The sequence below is a fragment of the Saccharibacillus alkalitolerans genome (assembly GCF_011090185.1).
GTDB classification, from domain to species: Bacteria; Bacillota; Bacilli; order Paenibacillales; family Paenibacillaceae; genus Saccharibacillus; species Saccharibacillus alkalitolerans.
This window is the reverse complement of the sequence record NZ_JAAFGS010000001.1, coordinates 239420-261688: the sequence shown is the minus strand read 5'-3', so window position 1 is coordinate 261688 and position 22269 is coordinate 239420. Positions and strand designations below refer to the sequence as shown.

The 22269-nt window shown below is 58.2% G+C and carries 19 protein-coding genes; all 19 read right to left on the bottom strand.

The window, feature by feature from the left end; translation table 11 throughout:
- Positions 1-23 precede the first annotated feature (23 nt).
- Positions 24-995 carry an RluA family pseudouridine synthase gene (locus tag GYN08_RS01090; RefSeq protein ID WP_166271683.1) on the bottom strand — a complete coding sequence of 324 codons (972 nt, stop codon included), beginning with the start codon at positions 993-995 and terminating at the stop codon, positions 24-26.
- A 2-nt stretch (positions 996-997) separates the two neighbouring features.
- On the bottom strand, positions 998-1504 hold the full coding sequence (gene lspA, locus GYN08_RS01085; RefSeq protein ID WP_166271681.1) for a signal peptidase II: 507 nt from the start codon (positions 1502-1504) through the stop codon (positions 998-1000).
- A 196-nt stretch (positions 1505-1700) separates the two neighbouring features.
- Positions 1701-4793 carry an isoleucine--tRNA ligase gene (gene ileS / locus GYN08_RS01080; RefSeq protein WP_166271679.1) on the bottom strand — a complete coding sequence of 1031 codons (3093 nt, stop codon included), beginning with the start codon at positions 4791-4793 and terminating at the stop codon, positions 1701-1703.
- A gap of 495 nt (positions 4794-5288) precedes the next feature.
- Complete coding sequence (locus GYN08_RS01075; protein WP_166271677.1) at positions 5289-5819, bottom strand: DivIVA domain-containing protein; 531 nt, start codon at positions 5817-5819, stop codon at positions 5289-5291.
- 166 nt (positions 5820-5985) lie between these two features.
- A complete protein-coding gene (locus GYN08_RS01070) occupies positions 5986-6768 on the bottom strand; it encodes a YlmH family RNA-binding protein (RefSeq protein WP_166271675.1) in 783 nt (260 codons plus the stop codon).
- Positions 6769-6799: 31 nt separating this feature from the next.
- Positions 6800-7090 (bottom strand): YggT family protein, encoded by a 291-nt coding sequence (locus GYN08_RS01065; RefSeq protein ID WP_235945688.1) that lies wholly within the window; start codon positions 7088-7090, stop codon positions 6800-6802.
- A 7-nt stretch (positions 7091-7097) separates the two neighbouring features.
- Complete coding sequence (locus GYN08_RS01060; RefSeq protein WP_166271673.1) at positions 7098-7547, bottom strand: cell division protein SepF; 450 nt, start codon at positions 7545-7547, stop codon at positions 7098-7100.
- Between the two features lie 2 nt (positions 7548-7549).
- Positions 7550-8239: a YggS family pyridoxal phosphate-dependent enzyme gene (locus GYN08_RS01055; protein ID WP_166271671.1), complete on the bottom strand. Its 690-nt coding sequence runs from the start codon at positions 8237-8239 to the stop codon at positions 7550-7552.
- Positions 8236-9111, bottom strand: a complete 876-nt coding sequence (pgeF, locus tag GYN08_RS01050) for a peptidoglycan editing factor PgeF (RefSeq protein WP_166271669.1) — start codon at positions 9109-9111, stop codon at positions 8236-8238. Before pgeF ends, GYN08_RS01055 begins: the two co-directional genes overlap by 4 nt.
- Before the next feature lie 95 nt (positions 9112-9206).
- A complete protein-coding gene (gene ftsZ, locus GYN08_RS01045) occupies positions 9207-10328 on the bottom strand; it encodes a cell division protein FtsZ (RefSeq protein ID WP_166271667.1) in 1122 nt (373 codons plus the stop codon).
- Between the two features lie 51 nt (positions 10329-10379).
- Entirely contained in the window at positions 10380-11633 is a 1254-nt protein-coding gene (gene ftsA / locus GYN08_RS01040; RefSeq protein WP_166271665.1) for a cell division protein FtsA, read from the bottom strand.
- 192 nt (positions 11634-11825) lie between these two features.
- Positions 11826-12593, bottom strand: a complete 768-nt coding sequence (locus GYN08_RS01035) for a cell division protein FtsQ/DivIB (RefSeq protein ID WP_166271663.1) — start codon at positions 12591-12593, stop codon at positions 11826-11828.
- Between the two features lie 205 nt (positions 12594-12798).
- Positions 12799-13932: an undecaprenyldiphospho-muramoylpentapeptide beta-N-acetylglucosaminyltransferase gene (gene murG / locus GYN08_RS01030; protein WP_166271661.1), complete on the bottom strand. Its 1134-nt coding sequence runs from the start codon at positions 13930-13932 to the stop codon at positions 12799-12801.
- Positions 13933-13948: 16 nt separating this feature from the next.
- Positions 13949-15379 carry a UDP-N-acetylmuramoyl-L-alanine--D-glutamate ligase gene (gene murD / locus GYN08_RS01025; protein ID WP_166271659.1) on the bottom strand — a complete coding sequence of 477 codons (1431 nt, stop codon included), beginning with the start codon at positions 15377-15379 and terminating at the stop codon, positions 13949-13951.
- Positions 15380-15383: 4 nt separating this feature from the next.
- Positions 15384-16349 (bottom strand): phospho-N-acetylmuramoyl-pentapeptide-transferase, encoded by a 966-nt coding sequence (gene mraY / locus GYN08_RS01020; RefSeq protein WP_166271657.1) that lies wholly within the window; start codon positions 16347-16349, stop codon positions 15384-15386.
- A gap of 7 nt (positions 16350-16356) precedes the next feature.
- Positions 16357-17772, bottom strand: coding sequence for a UDP-N-acetylmuramoyl-tripeptide--D-alanyl-D-alanine ligase (locus GYN08_RS01015; RefSeq protein ID WP_166273059.1), 1416 nt, complete (start codon positions 17770-17772; stop codon positions 16357-16359).
- On the bottom strand, positions 17772-19259 hold the full coding sequence (locus GYN08_RS01010; protein ID WP_166273058.1) for a UDP-N-acetylmuramoyl-L-alanyl-D-glutamate--2,6-diaminopimelate ligase: 1488 nt from the start codon (positions 19257-19259) through the stop codon (positions 17772-17774). Before GYN08_RS01010 ends, GYN08_RS01015 begins: the two co-directional genes overlap by 1 nt.
- A gap of 101 nt (positions 19260-19360) precedes the next feature.
- The gene (locus GYN08_RS01005; protein WP_166271655.1) at positions 19361-21760 is read right to left on the bottom strand and encodes a penicillin-binding transpeptidase domain-containing protein; all 2400 of its coding nucleotides are present in this window, start codon (positions 21758-21760) and stop codon (positions 19361-19363) included.
- An 87-nt stretch (positions 21761-21847) separates the two neighbouring features.
- Positions 21848-22261: a hypothetical protein gene (locus tag GYN08_RS01000; protein WP_166271653.1), complete on the bottom strand. Its 414-nt coding sequence runs from the start codon at positions 22259-22261 to the stop codon at positions 21848-21850.
- Positions 22262-22269: the final 8 nt, after the last annotated feature.

Sequence of the window (22269 nt, the reverse complement as noted above, 5' to 3'; positions counted from 1 at the left end):
AAGGCTCAAGAGCGGAATAGCGCTCAGCGGCTGCGAAGATGGGCCAGGAGATCTTCCAAATCCGCGGGAAGCGGAGCGGAGAACTCCAAACGCTCGCCCGTCGTCGGATGGGTAAATCCGAGCGAAGCGGCATGCAGCGCCTGGCCCTGCAGTTTCAAGCCGCCGCTGCGGCCGTACATGGGATCGCCCACGAGTGGATGGCCGATGAACTTCATATGCGCTCGAATCTGGTGGGTACGGCCCGTTTCGAGCTTCAGCTCGAGCAGGGTATAGTCTCCGAACCGCTCTGCCACGTTGAAATGCGTAATCGCGTGCTTGCCGCCGTTCGGAACGACGGTAAACATTTTACGATCATGGGGGTCGCGGGCCAGGTTGGCGTCCACGGTACCCTGATCATGTGCGATATTGCCATGCGCCAGCGCGGTGTACACGCGGCTCACGGAGTGATCCTTGAGCTGCGCGGCCAGCGAAGCGTGCGCTTTGTCGTTCTTGGCGGCCATCAGCAGGCCGCTGGTATCCTTATCGATGCGGTGCACGATGCCCGGACGCAGTTCGCCGTTGATGCCGGACAGGTCCTTGCAGTGGAACATCAAGGCGTTCACCAGCGTACCGGACGAATGGCCGACGGCCGGGTGCACGACCATGCCGCGGCGTTTGTTGACCACGATGACGTCGGCGTCTTCGTAGACGACGTCGAGCGGAATATCTTCGGGCACGATATCGACCGTTTCCGCCGGAGGCACGCGAACTTCGACCGTTTCGCCTTCGGCCAATTTATGGTTGGCTTTGACGGCGCGGCCGTTCACAGTGACGTGTCCCTGCTCGATCCACAGCTGGATCTGCGAACGGGAGACTTCTTCCTCCATCGCTTCGGTTACGTATTTATCGAGGCGCTGCTTCTTGTATTCGGCGGCGACGCTCCACTGCAGCGTTTCTTCTTCCGTCACGTTCTCCTCCGCCGAAGCGGCGAAGCCGTCACGTTCATTGTCGGTCATATTCAGTCCTCCGTACGCTGTTCTGGCTGCTCCGCAAGCTGCGGTTCTTTGGGGCGGCGAGCATCGAGCAGCGTATCCAAAATGATCAGGACCACGCCGACCACGATACAGGAATCCGCCACGTTAAAGATCGGGAAGCTGTAGCTGCCGAAATTGAACAGGAAAAAGTCGACGACTTCCCCCATCCGAACCCGGTCAAGGAAGTTGCCGAGCGCTCCGCCGAGCACGAGGCTGAGAGCGATCGGCAGCATGCGCGCCGAGCCTCTGGCATTTTTCACGCGCTGGAGATACCAGACGATGCCGGCGACGACCACCAGGGTCACAATCACGAAAAACCATTGTTTTTCCTGCAAAATGCCGAACGCCGCTCCCCTGTTGCGGTGGGACGTCAGGATAAAGAAATTGCCGATGATCGGAATTTGCTCCTGAATCTCCATGCGCGTGGCCACCAGATATTTCGTTCCCTGGTCGATCAGAAAAGCCACAAGCGCGATTACATAATAAATCACGTTAATCCGTCACCTCATACCTTCAAGTTGGAGCCGGCGGACGCTTCCTTGCCGACCCGTCTATTGTAGCACGGCGTCGAAGGGAGCGTCTATTGCCTCGGCTCTTGCGTCCCGGTCTTTCGCAAATCAAACAGCGCCCGTACAGCTTGTACGGGCGCCGTTTTGCCGCATTTCCACGCGGCTATCCCTGCGTCGCTTAATCGATCTTGATGCCGACTTCCTTGCCGTTCAGCGTCACTCTCTCCATGCCGTCCGCCGAACCGAACGATACGCCGTCGACGAGGACGTTCTCGCGCAGCACGGCATCGAACGCTTCAAGCGCCGCCTTCAGTTCGGCGTCGACGTCAAGCAGAAGGTCCACGCGCTGCTCGACCTTAAGATCGAGCTTCTTGCGCGTATCCTGTACGGCGCGAACGATCTCGCGCACCCAGCCTTCCTGCTCGAGTTCCGGCGTCACATCGGTGTTCAGCGCCACCGTCAGGCCGTAGCCGGACGCGGAAGCGAACCCTTCTTTAGCCTTTTTCTCGATCAGCAGCTCTTCGCTCGTCAGTTGAAGCTCTTCGCCTTCCGGCGACGTGATGTTGAACGAACCGCTTTCCACGACCGTACGCGTTTCGTCAACCGTCATGCCTTTGAAATGGTTCTGCAGGAAGCCGACGTTTTTGCCGTATTTCTTGCCCGCCACTTTCAGGTTCAGCTTGAGCGTGTAGTCGACGAAGTCGCTGTCTCCGGTCTCGATCCGGATTTCCTTGACGTTGATCTCGTCTTTGACGATATCGGCGTAATCCGCCAGATCGAATTCGCGGTCCATCGAGACGATGAGTTCGGACAGCGGCTGACGCGTCTTGAGGCTGTTCTCGTTCCGTACGTTGCGAGCGAGTTCCACGATCTGCTGCGACGTCTTCATGTCGCGCTCCAATTCCTCGTCGATCAGCGAAGCGTCGGCTTCCGGATAGTCCGCCAGGTGCACGCTCGTCTGACCGCCCAGGTTGCTGTAGAGATCTTCCGCCAGCACCGGCATGAACGGCGCGATCAGTCGGGCCAGCGTCGACAGCACTTCGGTCAGCGTGCGGTAAGCGTCGAGCTTGTCGTCCGTCAGCCCGCTGCCCCAGAACCGGTCGCGCGAACGGCGGATATACCAGTTGCTCAGGCCGTCGACGAATTCTTCGATGCCTTTGGCGGCCGTCAGGAAGTCGTTGTCTTCCAGCGCTTCGTTGGCGGAAGCCACGAGGCTGTGCAGACGGGACAGAATCCAGCGGTCGAGACGTCCGGACGGAACTTGGAACGGATGCTCCGCCGGATCAAAACCGTCGATGTCCGCATACAGCGTCAAGAACGCGTGCGTGTTGACGATCGTGTCGACCACTTTCGATTTTGCTTCGCCGACGACGCCTTTCGAAAAACGCTTCGTGTTCCAAGGCGCGCTGTCGGCCAGCATGACCCAGCGGAACGCGTCCATACCGTACTCTTCCAGCACTTCCCACGGATCGACGACGTTGCCTTTGGACTTGGACATCTTCTGGCCGTTCTCGTCGAGGATGTGACCGGTCGCCATGACGGATTTGTAAGGCGCTTCGCCGGTGATCATCGTCGAGATCGCGAGCAGACTGTAGAACCAGCCTCTCGTCTGGTCGATCCCTTCCACGATCATGTCGGCCGGGTACTGCGCTTTGAAAGCTTCTTGATTTTCGAACGGATAATGCTGCTGGGCGAACGGCATCGAGCCGCTGTCGAACCAGACGTCGATCACTTCCGGCGTACGGGTCATGACCGCGCCTTCTGCGAACGGCGATTTCAGCTTGATGGCGTCGACGTAAGGCTTATGCAGCTCGATGTCTTCCGGCACGAAGTCCACGGCGCGTTCGCGCAGATCGGCGATACTTTTCGGCGCGTACTGCTTGCCCGTCTCCTCGCACACCCACACGTTGAGCGGCGTGCCCCAGTAGCGGTTGCGGCTGATGTTCCAGTCGATCAGATCGTCGAGGAATTTGCCGAAGCGGCCCTCGCGGACATGATCCGGATACCATTTGACGCCTTTGTTGTTTTCGATCAGCTTGTCTTTGACCGCCGTCGTCTGGATAAACCAGCTGTCCGTCGCATAGTACAGCAGCGGCGTGTGGCATCTCCAGCAGAACGGATAGCTGTGTTCGTACTTTTCTTTGCTGTACAGGCGTCCTTTTTCGGACAAGTATTTCACGATTTCGATGTCGGTCTCGCCGTCTTTGACGAAGCGGCCCGCGAAGTCGGTCACTTCATCGACGAAGCGGCCCTGCGAATCGACCAGATTGACGAAGCTGATGCCGTTTTCGCGGCAAACGCGGTAATCGTCTTCGCCGTGTGCCGGAGCCATGTGCACGACGCCCGTACCGCTCGAATCGGTAACGAAGTCCGCACCCACGATGAAATGTCCTTTTTCCGGCGTGAAGTAGTGGAACGGCGCGTCGTAGTTCAGGCCGACCAGTTCCGAACCCTGCAGTTCCGACAGCGTTTCGTATTCGCCCTTCAGCACGCTGTCCGTCAAGTTTTTCGCCAGGATCAGCACTTCGCCGTCCTGCTTGACCTTCACGTACGTCATGTTCGGATTGACGGCCAGCGCGATGTTCGAAGGCAGCGTCCAAGGCGTCGTCGTCCAGGCCAGGACATATTCGCCGCTTTCCAGCTTAAACTTGGCCGTCGCGCTCAGGTCCTTGACGTCTTCGTATCCCTGAGCCACTTCGTGCGAGCTCAGCGTCGTCTGGCAGGACGGACAGTACGGGCTGACGCGGTGTCCGCGGTACAGCAGCCCTTTTTCGTGAATAGTCCCCAGCAGATTCCAGACGCTCTCGATATATTTGTTATCCAGCGTGATGTACGGGTTGTCGAGATCCGTCCAGTAGCCGATCGCTTCCGTCAGATCGCGCCACTGCTTCTCGTACGTAAAGACGCTCTCTTTGCACTTCTTGATAAACTTCTCCACGCCGTATTCTTCGATGTCGTGCTTGCCGGAGATGCCCAGCTGCTTCTCGACGCCCAGTTCGACCGGCAGGCCGTGCGTGTCCCAGCCCGCTTTGCGCACGACGTGGAAGCCTTTCATGGTCTGATAGCGGCCTACGAAGTCCTTGATGACGCGGCCCAGCACGTGACCGATATGCGGCACTCCGTTCGCGGTCGGCGGTCCTTCGTAAAAGACGAAGTTCGGCTTGCCTTCGCGGTTTTCGATCGATTTTTTAAAGGTGTCTTCCTCGTTCCAACGATTCAGCACCCGCAGGTCGCGGGCCCGCGCTTTCTCTTTGACATCGACTCTTTGCATGGCTGTCGGCTCCTTTTTTATGGGAAATGATGAATGAACAAACCTGAGAAAACAAATAAAACCCCGCCCCTGGAAAGGGACGAGGTTTGCTCGCGTTACCACCCTTGTTTCGCCTGCCTGCACAGTCTGTCCGAAAAACGCCGGAGCACGCCGCTTTTCGGGCATCGCGCAGCAGGGCGACACCTTGTCTCCGCGTCTATGAACGCGGGGCCGCTGTAACGGTCGGCTTTCCGTCGAGCCCTACTCTCTTCCGGGGAATTCCGCGAAAGGTTCGGACACGCTTCTCCGGGACGATCTTCCGTCAATGCTCCGCACGCCGGCTTGCAGCTCGTAAAGGCCCGGCTCTCTGGAGAACGATTGCATCGCGTACTGTTCCCATCGTCGAATTTGATCCATGATTCTTCTGCATAAAACGCCTGAACGGCGTCTTTTATTTATAGCGCTATCCGCGCCGGTTGTCAACAGCCGACATCATCCGGCAGCGCTCCGCGGACGTTAATACGATTCGCCGCCGGCCCGGCGATCGGCCAGGGCCTGCTCCATTTCGCGGTCCAATTCGCGGCTCTGGCGGTCGAGCGCGTCCCATCCGTCCTGACTGAGCAGATCCATCTGCGCTTCGATCAACGTGCGGAAACGGGTGCGGTAGATCGACGCCTGCTTTTTGAGTTCTTCCATTTCGACGGCGACTTTACGCGACTTGACCAGCGCTTCGTTGATGATCCGGTCGGCGTTTTTCTCCGCCTCCTTCACGACCAGCTGCGCTTCCTTCTTCGCGTTGCCCCGGACTTCGTCCGCCGCTTCCTGCGCCACGATGATCGTCTTGCTCAGCGTCTCTTCCAAGTTCATGAAATGGTTCAGACGTTCTTCCATCGACGCCATGCGGTGCAGCAGATCCTTGTTCTCGCGGATCACGCTCTCGTAATCTTTGATGACTTGATCCAAAAACTCGTTGACTTCATCTTCGTCGTAGCCTCGAAGACGCCGGCTGAATTCTTTGTTATGTATATCCAGCGGTGTTAATGCCATGATGTGCACCTCCAAATGTATTAAGCACGCTGCCAACCCCTCGGCAAAAGCGCCGGCCGTATCCGGTTCGTGCGTTAGGCCTCCGCGCTCCCCGCGCAGCGGCCCTTTTGGTTTTATCGGAATTTCGACGCGAAAACGTGAATTCCTGCATCGAGCCTCGCAAAAGCTATACAAATTTGCCGATTCGGATGCGGTAACGGCCTTTTTTGGTCAGGTCGCCGACTTCCAATACCCGAAAGCGGCCGAAGCCCTGCAGCGAGACGGTATCGCCTTCGCGCAGCGTTTTGGAAGGGTCTTCTTCCACTTTCCAGTTCACCCGGCAGCGCCCGGCCTTAATGGGAGCCAGAATCTTCGCGCGGCTCATGCGGTAGACGTCGCTCGCAATCCCGTCGAGGCGCGGCGAAGCTACCGTAAATTCCATTTCCGCGAGTTCCGACTCCGAAGCCAGCAGCGAACCGATCGGCAGCAGCTCGGTAAATACGCTTACCCGGTGCACCTGCCTCAGCTCCAGATTAAGAAAATCCGCGATCTCGGCGGCGGCCACGATGTGGCATCCGTCTTCGCGCGGATGGATATCGCCGACCTTGGAACGTTTGATGCCGAGTCCCAATACCGACCCCATATAATCGCCGTGCCCGAGCTCCGTGAACTTGCTGTCCGCCGGAGTAATCGACAGCACGGCCAACTTCATGTCCTCGTCGTCCAAGTCCCGATAGTCGGGCGCAATGATCGCACGCTTGCGTTCCGCGTACGCACTTCCGCCGTCCAGCCGAATCGCGACATCCGGCTCGGCATTCGCCAGCATCGAGAGAATTTGAAGCTGCCGAGGATCGAGAAAATCGGTCAGCTTCAGCTCGTGATAACGCGCCGCTCCCTCGAGCCATTCCGAAGCCCGATCCACGAATTCGCGTTCGTCGGGATGGACGTGTTCGTATAAATTTTTAGACATTGATTAAACTCCTTCCAGTTCGGTCGTCCGCTTACAGGAGCGCGCGGATGAGCAGCTCGAACAGGTAGAGTACCCCGCGCTGAACAAACTGGAGCACGAAGAAGGCCACGATCGGGGAAATATCAAGCATGCCGCCGATCGGCGGGATGAAACGGCGGAAGATAGAAAGGTACGGCTCCGCAATTTTGCCCAGAATGACGCCTACTTGGCTTTCGCGAACATTCGGGACCCAGGACATCAGGATATAAATGATCAGAATCCAAGAATAGATCTGGAACAGAAACGGAATAAATTGATAAATCTGAATCAGGAATCCTACCAAGCTGTCGTCACCTCATTTGATTAAATTCGTGATCGTCGCGGATCAAGTCCGCGATCGTGCCTTCGACTTCGACCGTGTCCGGCGTGCAGAGGAAAATGTCTCCCCCGACTTTGGAAATATTGCCGTTGATCGCATACACCGTTCCGCCCAAAAAGTCGATGATCCGCTTGGCGTGATCGCGGCGGACCTGCTGCAGATTGACGACGACCGAGCGATGCGCGCGCAGATGATCCGCGATCTGCTGGGCGTCGTCGTACGTACGCGGCTCCACCAGCATGACTTTGACGCTCTTCTGCGCGTGAATGCTGACCACATTGTTCGTTTTCGCGTTTTTGCGCGGTTCGTAATTGGAAGCCGAATCGTACGGTTCTTCCGGTTCGACCACTTTTTCGCGCTCTACGATCTCCTCTTCTTCCTGCAGGCCGAGAAAATTCATAAAACGGTTCATGACACCCATCTTCAGTCCTCCTCTTTTCCTACCAGAATAGAGCCCAGGCGCAGCCAGGTCGCTCCTTCTTCGATTGCGACTTCGAAGTCCCCCGACATTCCCATCGACAAGTGCCGGATCGGTTCCGTCTGCGCGCCGCGGGCATTCAGTTCGTCACGCAGCTCTCTCAGCCCCCGGAATACCGGACGAGCCGATTCGGCATCCGAGTCGAGCGGAGCCATCGTCATCAATCCGATTACCTCGATATGAGGATAGTCCTGCATCTGCCGCACGAAATCATAGGCCTTTTCGGGCGGCATGCCGGATTTGGAATCTTCGCCCGATATGTTGACCTGGACGAAAGCCTTAACCGTTATATCGGCCGCTGCCGCCTGGCGATTCAGTTCTTTTGCCAATGACAAACGATCCAATGAATGAATATAAGCGAATTTACCGATGACGTCTTTAACTTTGTTGCTCTGCAGCTGGCCGATGAAATGCCATACGCCGCGGCTGCCGAGCGCTTCCCATTTCGGCTTGGCGTTCTGCCAGCGATTTTCTCCGATGTGGAGAATGCCGCTGTCCAGCACCTGTGCCGTCTTCTCCGTCGACACATATTTGGTTACGGCTACTATGTTGACTTCTTCGGGCGATCTGCCCGCGCGTTCGCAAGCTTTCGATACCGCTTGGTTCACATGCGCGATCCGCTGTTCCAAGGTCACCGGAACGTGCCTCCTTCTTTCAGTCCAATCCAGCTTGCCATCCTGCCGGTCCGTCCGTTTTCCTGTCTATGCGAAAAGAACAGATCGGTCCGGCTGCTCGTACACCAGCTTGTGCGCTGTATGTTTTCCGGACGTATTCCTGATCTTATCATAATGTGTCGGTTCAATTCTTTCAAGTTCAGCAGCGCTTTGCCGCCTCCCAAATCCTTTGAAAAGTCGGACAGCGAACTTGAATCATTACCCGAGTCTTTTTCGAGCAAAACCCGAACTTTATCCAATACCGCACCGTCTACTTCATAACGGCTCTCGCCGATGCAGGGACCGATCGCTCCGAGAATGTCTTCCGGAAGGCTTCCGTAATGCCCGGCCATCTTCTCAACCATCCGCCGGCCGATCTCCGCTACCGTTCCTTTCCAGCCCGCATGGGCAAGGCCCACAACCCGTTGGATCGGATCGAAAAAATAAAGCGGCACGCAGTCGGCGTAAAAGGAAGTCAGCAGTATGCCCGGCACATTCGTCAGCAGACCGTCGGTGTCCTGAAAGGCGCTTTCCCGGTCCAGTCGGCCGCGGCCCCGGTCTTTCTCGGTTACGATTGCCACTTCCGCTTGATGAACTTGTTCGCCGCTCGTCCAGTCTTCGAAACGAAAGCCGGCCGCCTCCGCGACCCGAGCCCGGTTTTCGGCCACGCTCGCGGGATCGTCGCCGACGTGCAGCGCACAGTTCAGCGATGCACGGAAACCTTCGCTGACTCCTCCGGAGCGTCCGGTGAAGCCTGCGCTCAGTTCTCCGAATGCTTTCCACGGTTCGATCTCGAACACTTCCGCTCCGCTGTCCGCCATGCGGCGCACGAACGGCTCATGAATTGTCGTCATCTTTTGTATATCCTCCTTGCCGGTTATTCCGTTGTTGAAAAAAAGATCCGCTTCCGTAAGAGCGAAAGCGGATCTTCCATTAGCTTGATTGTCTTCTAGTCGTTGTTCGGACGCGAGCGATTGCGCAGGAACGTCGGAATGTCCAGTTGATCGGCACCCGACTGCGGATCGAAGGCCGGGCGCGGCGGCTGCTTCGAACGATCGTCCTGAGCTTCCGGTTGTTGGGCCGATGGACGGCGTACCGGTGGCTTCATGGCCGCCGGCTTGTGCTCGAATCCGGTCGCGATAACCGTAACCTTGATCTCTTCCTTCATGTTTTCGTCGATGATCGCGCCGAAGATCATGTTGACTTCCGGATCGGAAGCTTCGATGACGATCTCGGCCGCTTCGTTGACCTCGTACAGCGACAGGTTCGAGCCGCCCGTAATGTTCATGATGACGCCTCTTGCGCCTTCGATGGACGTCTCGAGCAGCGGGCTCATGATCGCTTTGCGCGCCGCATCCGCCGCGCGGTTCTCGCCCGCGGCTTCGCCGATGCCCATCAGCGCGGAACCGCGCTCGGTCATGATCGTTTTGACGTCGGCAAAGTCAAGGTTGATAAGACCCGGAACGGCGATAAGGTCGGAAATGCCCTGTACCGCCTGACGAAGTACGTTGTCCGCTTCGCGGAACGCCTCGAGCATCGGCGTTTTCTTGTCGACGATCTCCAGCAGGCGGTCGTTCGGGATCACGATCAGCGTATCGACTTTTTCTTTGAGCGCTTCGATGCCCAGTTCCGCCTGTCCCGCGCGTTTACGGCCTTCGAACGTAAACGGACGCGTGACGACGCCGACTGTCAGAGCGCCGCATTCGCGCGCGATCTCCGCGATGACGGGCGCCGCTCCCGTACCGGTACCGCCGCCCATGCCCGCGGTTACGAACACCATATCCGCGCCTTTGAGCGTATTGCTGATCAGTTCACGCGACTCTTCCGCCGCTTTTTTTCCGACGTCGGGATTGGCGCCCGCGCCGAGTCCCCGTGTCAGCTTGTCGCCGATCTGCAGCTTGTGTTCCGACTTGGCCAGGTGCAGCGCCTGCGCATCCGTATTGACCGTAATAAACTCCACGCCTTGTACGCCATTTTCGATCATGCGGTTGACGGCGTTGCTGCCGCCTCCGCCGACGCCGATTACTTTAATGCGCGCCAGGCTCTCCATTTCGAAATCGAATTCCAACATATTCCTCCATCTCCCCCTCGTTTTCCTTGGATGGGCTCGTTTTTGTGTTTTTCATATAAATTCGCTAAACATATTTTTGAGCTTTTCTAGGAAACCGGTTTTCTGGGACGTCTCCGGTGCGGGGCTCGATTTGGGACGACTGACGGGTTTCTTGCCCGGCGCTGCGCTTCCTCTGCCGCGATTCTTCCGAATGACGCTGTACAAAATGCCGATCCCGCTGGTGAAAGCCGGGTCCCGCACGCCGATATAATCCGGCACGGCGAGACGAACGGACGCCGCCAGTTCGCTCTGGGCGACCTGCAGGACACCCGGCATCGCGACAGTACCGCCGCTAAGCACATAGCCGCCCGAAATGTCCCGGTAGCCCATGCGGTAGATTTCCTGATGAATAAGCTGGAAGATCTCCTGAACGCGCGGCTCGATAATGGCGGCCAGGTCTTCCTGGGTGTATTCCTTCTCGATCGAACTGCCGATCCGGTTGACCTTGAACACGACGTCCGCCGCGGCGTCCGCCATCATGGCACAGCCGTACTTCAGCTTGACCTTTTCGGCCTGGTCCGTTACCGTACGCAGCCCGTAAGCAATATCGTTGGTGACGTACTCGCCTCCGACCGGAAGCGTCGAGACGGCCGCAAGATGGCCGCTTTCGAAGATGGAAATGGTCGCCTGCCCGGCTCCGATATCGATCAGGGCCGTACGCATCGTCTTCTCATCTTTGGTAAGTGCCAGCTGGCCGGCCCCGAGGGAAATCAGCACCAGTTCTTTCACTTTGAGGTCGGCCTTCTCCACGCAGCGCAAGAGGTTATGTATGGCCGTCTTTGCGCCCGTGACGATCGTAGCTTCCACCTCCAAGCGGGATCCGATCATGCCCCGCGGATCCTGAATTCCCTCCAAGCCGTCAACCACGAACTGCTTGGCCACGACATCGATGATTTCACGTTCCGGCGGCAAAGCCACGACTTCGGCGGCTTTCGTTACGCGCTCGATATCGTCTTCCCCGATCTCGCGGTCCTCGTTCGATACCGTCACGACGCCGCGGCTCGACTGCAGACCGATATGGCTGCCCGATATGCCGACATACACTTCCGTTATCTGAATGCCGACCATTCGCTCGGCATGTTCCACGGCGCCGCGAATCGATTGGACGGTTTGGTCGACGTCAACGATGGCGCCTTTTCGGATTCCTTCCGAATCGGCAGATCCAACTCCAATAATATTAAAGGTTCCGTTGCTTATTTCCCCAATAATAGCACGAACTTTGGATGTACCGATGTCCAAACTAACAATGATGTCATTGTTGCTCAAGCCCTTGGCACCTCCCGTTTACAAAAATTGATCACCTGGTTCGTTTAAAGCCGAATCTTATGGGTTCTCCATAAATAATTCAACGCGGCTTAAACTTTCCCTCTTTCGTTTCGAATTTTTTTATGCAGGTTGCGTGTTTTTGAGAACACAGCAAACATTATAGCATCTTTTATAAGCCGGGAGTAGCGGGCCTTAAGGCGTTACTTCGCTTTCCGCTTCGGATTCCACGAAAGGAACAAGGTAGCTGCCGTCCATCATGTTGATGAACCCCGGATTCTGCGTCTCGGTGATGCCGCCCAAAATTTCGAGTTTGTCCTTCAGCAGCGATACGGTCGTCTCCACTTCGAATCGCGATCTTGTAAAGATCCGGATTTTGTCCGGGAACGATTCCGTGGCGGCCGGCATAATCTCGGACAAATCGGACAGCTGGCCGTCCGGCACCGACGCCAGTACGCGGCACAATTTTGCTTTCTCCTCTTCTTTCCCCTCCCACTCCGTCAGCATCGGCTTCTCCGCCGGCAGCCCTTGATCCCCGAGGGGAATTTCGGCGCCGCTTCCGAGCAGAGCCTGAATGCTGCCGTCCCGAAGCAGTTCGTAGGCAACCGGATCGTATTCGTCGACGGTAAGCAGAATCTTTCCGGGAAACCGCTTCTCCACCGTCGCATGTTCGATCGCGTTCAGGTTCGAGACGATCCGCTGCTCGATGCTGGTGGCGCTCGACTCGAAGAATTGCCCCCCGATACGCAGTCCCGCCGCCTCGATGACCGCCGAGCGGTCGGCGTACACGTTGCCTTCCACTTCGATCTCCTGGATCCGGCTCAACGACGAGCGGAAAAACACGACGCTCAGCACGGCGGAGAGCAGCACGATCAGGGTCAGCCAGAGTTTCCAGCGCCCCTTCCGGCGAGGCTTGCGCGATTCTTGCTCTTGATGTTCGATCGGTTTGACTACTTTCAGCATGGCCATTCTCCATCCGGCCGCCCGGCTTTCGCCATTCCGAACAGGACCGGCGAAGCGGAGCGGTTAATTGCGCAGTACGCGAAATTCATGATGCAGCCGGCAAGCCGGGATCGGCTGACTGACTGCGCATGCTTCCATCGGCGACTGAATTTTGTGTTACGTTCATTATACACGTGCCGCGCGCGATGGCAAAGACGAAGACCGTTCACAAGGCTCCGCGGCGAATCGCTCCCGCGCGCACCGCCAGCTTACGCAGTTCCGCAGCGATGACTCCCGCCGAATCCGGCTTCCCCAGCGCGGCCGAGCATTCGGACATTCTCGCGCGCAAATATTCGTCGTTCACGATCGCTTCCACGGCCGTCAGCAGGCTTTGCCCGTTCAGATCGCGTTCCAGAATCACGATCGCGGCCCCGTCGTCTTCCAGCGCTCTTGCATTTACTTCCTGGTGATTGTTCGTCACGTTCGGCGACGGAATCAGCACCGCAGGGATGCCGAGCGAGGTCACTTCCGCCAGAAAAGACGCGCCGGCACGGCTGATCACAAGCATCGAAGCGGCCAGCACTTCAGGCATCCGTTCCACGTAAGGCAGAACGCGCAGATTTGCCGGCGTGACCCACGGCGCCTCGTCGATACTGCGTTTCGCTTCCTCGTAGTAGCGCTTGCCCGTGACGTACACGAACTGCACGTCCGGCATGCGGATGATGTCGGGGATCATTTGCAGCATCGCTTCATTGATCGCCTTGGCACCGATGCTCCCTCCGACCACGAGCACGATCGGCGATCCTTGAGAAAGCCCGAGCAGGCGGAATCCTTCGGATGCGGAAGCGTTTCTTACCGTAGTCGCCCGCGGATTCCCGCTGTACATCACTCTTCGGGCTCGCGGAAACTGATCCTGCGTCCCGTCGAAGCTGACGGCCACCGTGCTGACGTAACGGCTTAAAAAGCGGTTGGTCAAGCCCGGAATCGCGTTTTGTTCGTGAATAAGCGTCGGAATGCGCAGCTTATGGGCCGCGTAAACGACCGGACCGCAGACGTAACCGCCCGTGCCGACCACCACGTCCGGCTTGAACTTTTCCAGCAGCTCCGAAGAAGCCTGCACGCCCCGCAGGAAGCGGAGCACGGTCTTCAGATTATCGGCCGACAGGCTGCGGCGAAATCCCGTAATGTCCAAGGTCTCGAACGGAATCTGCGAGTTCGGCACAATAGTGTTTTCAAGCCCTCGCTTGCCTCCGATATACAAAAATTCGGTATCCGGTTTATCCGCCTTCAACTGTTCGGCAATGGCAAGGGCGGGATAAATATGTCCCCCGGTCCCGCCTCCGGTCAATACGACGCGCATACGCCTTCCTCCCCGTCTATTCGGATATCGAACGAACCGCTTCCTTGAACACCCGGCCGCGTTCTTCGAACGAGGCGAACATGTCCCAGCTCGCGCATGCCGGCGACAGCAGCACCGTGTCTCCGCTTTCGGCCAGCAGCCGCGCTTCGCTTACCGCCCGGCGAAGCGTCGCTTCGGAGCCCTCGGAATCGGGTTCGATGACCGCAATGCGATCGATCCCCGCCCGGCGGGCCACGTTCGCGATTTTCTCGCGCGTCTCTCCCAGCGTCACGAGCGCTTTGACTTGATCCCGCAGCGCAGGCAGCAGCTCTTCGTAATCGGAGCCCCGATCCAGTCCGCCCGCGATCAGCACGACCGGCTGCTCGAAAGCGGACAGCGCCGTCAGCGTCGCTTTGGAATTGGTCGCTTTCGAATTGTTGTAATAAAACACTCCGCCGACTTCGCCCAGCGACTCGAGCCGGTGCTCCACGCCTCCGAAGGCAGCCAGCGGCCCTCTCAACGCCGACGGATCAACCCCTGCCGCGATAGCCGCCGCGACGGCCGCCATCGCGTTCGCCGCGTTGTAGGAGCCCGGAAGGCCGATCTCGGAGACGCGGATGATTTCGTGCAGTTCGCCCGCCGCGTCGCGGTATACGATCGCCCGTCCGTCCGCCTCGCTTTCCGCCGAGTAGGAAGGCGAAGCGTAAACGCCTTCCAGCACAAGCTCCTCGTTCATCGAAAACGGAACGATTTTCCCTTTCAAATATGGCACCAGGTCGCGGCAGAACGGATCGTCCCAGTTGACGATGCTGACGTCTTCCGGCGTCTGATTGACGAAAATGCGGGCTTTGGACGCCGTATAATCTTCCATCGAACCGTGATAGTCCAAATGCGTTTCCGCCACGTTCAGCAGGCAAGCGATGCGGGGAGCGAATTGTTTCGTTCCCTTAAGTTGGAAACTGCTGAGCTCGACGACCAGCCAATCGTCTTCCTTCGCTTCCAATGCGGCATCGCACAGCGGCGTGCCGATATTGCCGGCAACGATCGGATTCAAACCGGCGGCTTCCAGCATGTTGCCGATCCAGGTCGTCGTCGTCGTTTTTCCGTTCGAACCGGTGATGCCGATCATCGGCGCAGCCGACAGATGGTAAGCAATCTCTACCTCCGTCACCACCTCGATGCCCAGCTCCAGCGCCGCGGCCACAGGAGGAGCCGTATAAGGAATTCCCGGGTTTTTGATCACGAGGGAGACGCCGGGGTGAATCAGGCCGTCGGGATGTCCTCCGCACACGACCGTCACGCCCAGCTCTTCCAGAACGGCCGCTTCCGGGCTTTCCTCGCGGGGTTTCCGGTCGTTGACCGTCACTTTCGCGCCGAAAGCGTGCATCGTCTTCGCGGCCGATACCCCGCTGCGGGCCAACCCCAGTACGACGACTTCCCGGTTTGCATACTCTTTTGGATGTTCCATCTTTTTACAGCCCCTTGTCGAGATACAGCCCGAACACGGCCAGAAGAAGCGAGACGCCGAAAAAGACGACGACGATGCGCCATTCCGACCAGCCGGACAACTCATAATGATGATGAATCGGACTCATTTTGAAAATCCGCTTGCCGCGCGTTTTGAACGAGAGAACCTGGAGCACGACGGACAGCATCTCGATCACGAAGACGCCGCCGATCACGAGGAACAAAAACTCGTGTTTCGTCAGGACCGCGATCATGCCGAGCGCCCCGCCGATCCCCAGCGAGCCGGTATCGCCCATAAACACTTTCGCGGGATGAGCGTTGTAGACCAGGAAGCCGAGCACCGCTCCGGCCATCGCCGAAGCGCCGAGCGCCGACGGAAACTGCGTCGCCTGCATGGCGATCAGGGCGTATGCCCCGAACGCCGGAGCGCTGACCGAGGACAGCAGCCCGTCCACGCCGTCGGTGAAGTTGACCGCGTTGGATATCGCCAGCAGCATCAGTACGACGAACGGATAATAAAACCAAGGTCCCCAATCGAACGAAAACGAAATGCCCGGAACCGAGAGTGCCGTGCTGTGTCCCGAACCGATCAGCATCCGGCAGGCGATCGCCGAGAACAGCAGCTGACCCGCAAGCTTTTGCAGCGAAGTCAGTCCGAGCGAACGCTTTTTCAAAATTTTGATCAGATCGTCCAGCAGTCCCACCAGGCCGAAGCCCAACGTCACGACCAGCAGAACGTAAAATTCGGTATTGACGACGGAAAATTTGACAAAGGCCAGCGTGAACGCCAGCAGAATGACAACCCCTCCCATGGTGGGGGTGCCCGCTTTTTTCAAATGGCCCTGCGGCCCTTCCCCGCGCACCTGCTGCCCGAGCTTCAGGCGCTGCAGCAGCGGAATGCACAGAGGACCTGCCAGGACGGCAAGAAGAAACGATACGGCGGCGGTCAGAACCAAAAGCTGCAAATCCATATGCCGCTTAAGCCCCGCCCGCTTCTCCGGTCAGCGGCTCGTCCCGGAGCGCGTAGACCACTTCTTCCAGCTTCATCCCTCTCGAAGCCTTGACAAGCACCGCATCCTCCGGCTTCAAATTCGCGAGAAGATGCCCGATCATCTCTGCCTTATCGGTAAAAGCATGCACCGCCTGCATGCCGAGAATTTCCCGGGCGCCTTCCGCCGAATCGGCGGACAGCGGACCGAAGGCGTAAACGGCGTCGAGCCCCGCGCGTCCCGCGTAGCGGCCGATCTCCCGATGGAATTCGCGCTCGTTTTCTCCCAGCTCCAGCATATCGCCCAACACGAGCACCTTCGACGCGTAGCCTTCCAGACCGGCCAACACGTCGATCGCCGCGCGGGCCGAGGTCGGGCTCGAATTATAAGCGTCGTTCAGGAGCGTCAGGCCGGATACGCCCGTCAGCCGTTCGATCCGCATGCCGGTCAGCTGCATTCCCGCCAACCCTTCCTTCATCGCCGGGGCATCGACGCCGAACGCTCTGGCCGCCGCCATCGCCGCCAGGGCGTTCGTGACGTTGTGGCTGCCGAGTATCGGCAGCGAAAAACAGATGTCGCCTTCGCTCCGCGCCGTAAACGTCATGCCTCCGCCCCGCTGCATCATGCCCGTCGGATAATCGTCGTTGTCCTCGCCAAGACCGAACGTGAACGTGCGCAGCCCTTCGGGCAGCGTCCCTTCAAGCTCTTTTAAGACAAGGGGGAGCAGCGGTTCGTCGCCGTTGTACACGAGCAGCCCGCCCGGCTTCGTGCCGGAAGCGATCTCCAGCTTGGCCCGTGCGATATTTTCCCGGCTGCCCAGGTTCAGCAGATGGGATTCGCCGATGTTCGTCACGATCGCCAAGTCCGGCGGCGCGATTTTGGCCAACAAGGCGATCTCGCCGAGGTCGCTCATTCCCATTTCCAACACGACGACGTCCGTCTCTTCCGGCATGGCGAGCAGCGTCAGAGGCAGTCCCAGATGATTGTTGAAGTTGCCCTGCGTCTTATGAACCCGCATCGACGTCGCCAAAAGCGCAAACACCATGTCCTTGGTCGTCGTCTTGCCGTTGCTGCCCGTAATGCCGACGACTTTCGCTCCGCTCGCCAGCAAATACGCCGAAGCCAGCTTTTGCAGCGCTTCGAGCACGTCGTCCACTTCGATCAGCGCTCCGCCCGGGGCGCCTTCGCGCCCCCGCTGCCAGAGCGAACCCGCCGCTCCCTCCTGCAGCGATCCGGCCACGTAACTGTGTCCGTCCGCTTTCGAGCCGCCCAGCGGCACAAAAAGGCAACCTTCGCCGATCTTGCGGGAATCGATGGAGACGCCGACGACTTTCCGCCCCGCAAAGGCGGAATCGAGCAGCCGGCCTCCGCACATATCGGCTACCTGGCCGAGTGTCCGTTCGATCACTTCGCGACTCCCCTTACCGCATCCGCCGCGACGAGCCTGTCGTCGAAGTCCAGCACTTGTTTGCCGACCAATTGATACGTCTCGTGTCCTTTGCCCGCAATCAGCACGACGTCTCCCGGCTGCGCTTCTTCGACGGCGCGCCGGATCGCTTCGGCCCGGTCCACGATGAGCGTGTAGCGGCTCTTGTCGACGCCGTCCTCGATCAAGCCCGCTTCGATGTCTTTCAAGATGGCGTCCGGATCTTCGGTCCGCGGATTGTCCGACGTCACGAAAGTCAGGTCGCTGTATTTGACCGCGATCCGTCCCATGATCGGACGCTTCGTGCGATCGCGGTCTCCGCCGCAGCCGAACACGCACAGCACCCGCTTTTCCGCGAATTCGACGACGGTGCGCAGCACGTTTTCCAGTCCGTCCGGCGTATGCGCGTAATCGACGATAATGGCGAAAGGCTGTCCGGCATCGACCGCTTCGACGCGCCCGTCGACGCCGGCGACCGCTTCCAGGCTGGTCTTGATCTCTTCCAGCGGCACGCCTTCGATCAGCGCCGCGGAGATTGCCGCCAGCGCATTGTATACATTGAATTTGCCGACCATCCGCAGTTGAATGTCCGCGGAACCTTTGAACGTATCGACATGGAAGAACGTGCCCTGCGCCGTGATTTTGATGTTGGAAGCACGTACGTCGCATTCGCTTTCGACGCCGTAAGTCAGCACCTCGGCCGCCGTTACTTTGGCGAATTCCGCCGAAGCTTCATCGTCCGCGTTCAATACGGCGTATTTGCGCTCGGACGGATCCGCAGGCAGCGAATTGCCCAAACGAGCAAAGAAGAGTCCTTTTGCCGCGCGATACTCTTCCATGGAATGATGGTAATCCAAATGATCCTGCGTCAAGTTCGTGAAGACGGCCGTCCGGTAATCCGTGCCTTTGACGCGACCCTGCTCCAGAGCGTGCGAAGATACTTCCATCACGCAGCATTCCACGCCGCGGCCGGCCATGTCGGCCAGCGAACGCTGCAGGCCGAGCGATTCCGGCGTCGTGCCGGACATCGGGAACGTCTCGCCGTCGTAGCGCATCTGGATCGTTCCGATCAACCCCGTCTTCACGCCGTGATCCTGCATGATCCGCTCGATCAGGTACGTCGTCGTCGTTTTGCCGTTCGTACCGGTAACGCCGATCATGCGCATTTTGCGGCTCGGTTCGCCGTAGAAAGCGTTGGCCAGCACGGCCATCGCCATCCGGCTGTCCCGCACGAGCAGCTGCGGCAGCTTCGTGTCGAGCTGCCGTTCGACGACAAGCGCCGCCGCTCCTTTTTCTTCGGCCTGCTTCGCGTAATCGTGCCCGTCCACGGTAAATCCCGGAAGGCAGATAAACAGGTCGCCTTTCTCCACTTTGCGGGAATCGATCTCGATTCCTCCGCATTCCGTTTCTCCGCTGCCGATCAGCCTGGCGGAAATCAGCTGCTGTGCCAATTGCTCCAATCGCATCATTTATTCTCTCCTTCTCGTCTTTTTATGCCGTCTTCCTTGCATGCTCGGGCCGCAAAATGCCCGAGCCCGCCGATGGCAGGCCCGGGCTGTGCGAAAACTCAGTTGAGCGGGGCAGCTTCGCTTTCCGGAGCGGGATCGGCCGGCGCCACCGTTCCTCCTTCAACCAGAGGTTGGCTGCCTTCGGCCTGCGTTCCGCCGTCTTCCGGCTCTTCCGCCACCGCCTCGCCGCCGGTCGATATATCCGCGCCTTCCGGATCGTCTTTGCCGGTCACCGTAGACTTGGCGGATTTAAGAGTCAGCACTACGACCCTTTTGCCCTCCGCGTCCTTGGTCAATTTCTGCGAAGCGACGTAACCGGAGCCTTTCGTACTGATCGAAACGTCCAACAGCGCCAGAATATCGACTGCGTCGCGCAGAGACAACCCGGTCAGATCCGGCACCTTCATTTCCTCTTTGTTCTCCGTGAGCAAATAAATCTTCTGCCCCGCGTACATGGCGCTGTTCGCGGCCGGATACTGCTCGATGACCGCAGCGCCCGCGCCGACCTGCTCGTAAGCGATCCCTTCGTCCAAAAGCTTCGCTTTGGCGTCGGACACGCTCATTTTGACCAGATTCGGGGCGGTGACTTTCAGCAGCGCGCTGCCGGAATCCGGATTTTGGCTTTCGCTTTGAATTTCGGTGTCCGAAAACTTCTTCGGCACGCCCATGTATTCCAGCGTCTGCGACATGATCTCCTGAACGTAAGGAGCCGCCGCCGAACCGCCGCCCGCTTTCGGATCATTCGGTTCGTCGATCATGAAGAAGATGGCGACTTTAGGGTCGTCGGCCGGCGCATAACCGATAAAGGAGACGACGGCGCGGCTTTTGCTGTAGGCGCTGCCGTCGACTTTGACATCCACCGGTTTTTCCGCCGTACCGGTCTTGCCCGCTACCCGGTACCCCGGAATATAGGCGTTGCGTCCCGTGCCGATTTTTTGGTCGGACACGACCTGTTCCAAATATCCGCTGACCGCTTTTGCCGTCTCCGGCGTAATCACGTCGCGGATCTTTTTGACGTCGTTCTTCTTCTCCACTTCGCCTGTCAACGGGTTGCTTATGGACTTGACGATATGGGGTTCAAGCAAATGACCGCCGTTGGCGACCGCCGAAATGGCGGCGATCTGCTGGATCGGCGTGACCGTAACGTTATGGCCGAACGTAATCGCCGCCTGGTCGATCAGCGGACTTTTCTCCGTCACGTTCATTACGCCCGTCAATTCGCCCGGAAGCTGAATGCCCGTTTTTTCGCCGAAGCCGAAATTTTTGATATATTCGGTCAGTTTGTTCGTGCCGACCTTCTCCATGCCGAGCTTGACGAACGCTACGTTACTGGAGTGTTTGACGCCGTCCAGGTAACTGAGAGTGCCCCAATTGCGGCTGACGTCGTGCACGGTCTGGCGCCCGACTTTGATGGCCCCAGATTGATAATGGTCGTTCGGATCGAACTTCCCTTCCTGCACGGCCGCGGACAGCGTGACAATCTTGAACGTCGATCCCGGTTCGTACATGGCCGTAACCGCGAGGTTGTTGAAATCTTCGAGTTTCTTCGCGTCCGAATAGTTATTCGGATTGAATGTCGGCATGTTGACCATCGCCAAAATGTCCATCGTATTCGGGTCGGCCGCAATGACGGAGATGCTTTTCGGCTGATATTTCTCGAAAGCCTTCTTCGCCGCCTGTTCGGCATAATACTGGATCGTGCTGTCGATCGTCAACTGAATCGACGAGCCGTCTTTGGGCGGCACGATCTCGCTTTTGCCGTCGGGAAGTTCGACGCCTTTCGCATCGCGCTGATACGCGATTTTGCCGTCGATGCCTTTCAGCTCTTTTTCGAAATAAGATTCGATGCCGTATTTCGGGTTGCCTTCGTTGTCGACGAAGCCCAGCACGTTCGCCGCCAGCGTGTGCTGCGGATAAAAGCGCTTGATCTGATCGTCGAATACGATGCCGATATCGGCGGTTTCTTTCAATCCCTTATCCTGACGGACGGCGGCGATGGACGATTCGATCTCCGCTTTCAGATCGCCGTCGATCTTCCATCCTTGAGGACGAACTTCGACCCATACGCTGTAATCGCCTTTTTTGTAAGTTCCGTTTTTGCTGTCTTTCTCATACTTGCGGACGACCATTTCGCGAAGTTTCTCTTCGGGTACGCCCAGCTTCTCGTGCAAAATCTTCACGACGTCTTCGGCCGTCCCCCGCTGGGCGATGATATTCGGTTCCACGACGACGGAGTAAGCCGGCGAATCGACCGCCAGCTCCTTACCGTTGCGATCCGTGATCGCCCCGCGCTCGGCGCGCAGCACTTTGGAGGCCGACCACTGCTTTACGGCCGTCTCGTGCCAGAAGTCTCCCTGAACGACCTGCAGGAAAAAAATCCGTCCGATAAGAACGAGAAAAAAGAGGGTAATAGCCCCTCCGATTAAAAGCGTCCTCATTTTCACTCTTTTTGTCAGCATGGCGATGGAACCTCCCGCTTTTTCGCTCCCTTTTCCGCAGCTGCCGCGCGAATCAAGGCGCCGTTCGGCGCCTCTGCCGGGATATTCTTAATTGCCCTTATCCGCCGCCGACTGTTTTTCTTCGCCGGTTTTGCGCTCGACGAAGATCGGCTCGTGTTCCGTTGCCTGAACCAGGCCCAAAGAGAGCGCCGTCGGCACGATCGACTGACGGAGTTCCTGCTTATCGCGTTCGGCTTGGGCGATGTTTTTGTTGATTTGGTTCGTTTCGCTTTGCGCCGAAGCGATCTTGTGGTTCAGGTCGTAAATATGTACGTACCGCCAAGCCACAATGCTGCAAAGGGCGACCGCAACCAGCACGCTGGCCAAATAAAGCAGTTTTTCCCTGGCGGGGAGCTCGGCCCGGCGCGTCACCACCGTCGTCTTTTGCCGGTACTGCTGCGAAGTTGAATTTTGCCGCTTCTCCTGTTCCCGGATCGCCAGATTCCCGCGTGTCTGTGCCATAGATCAAT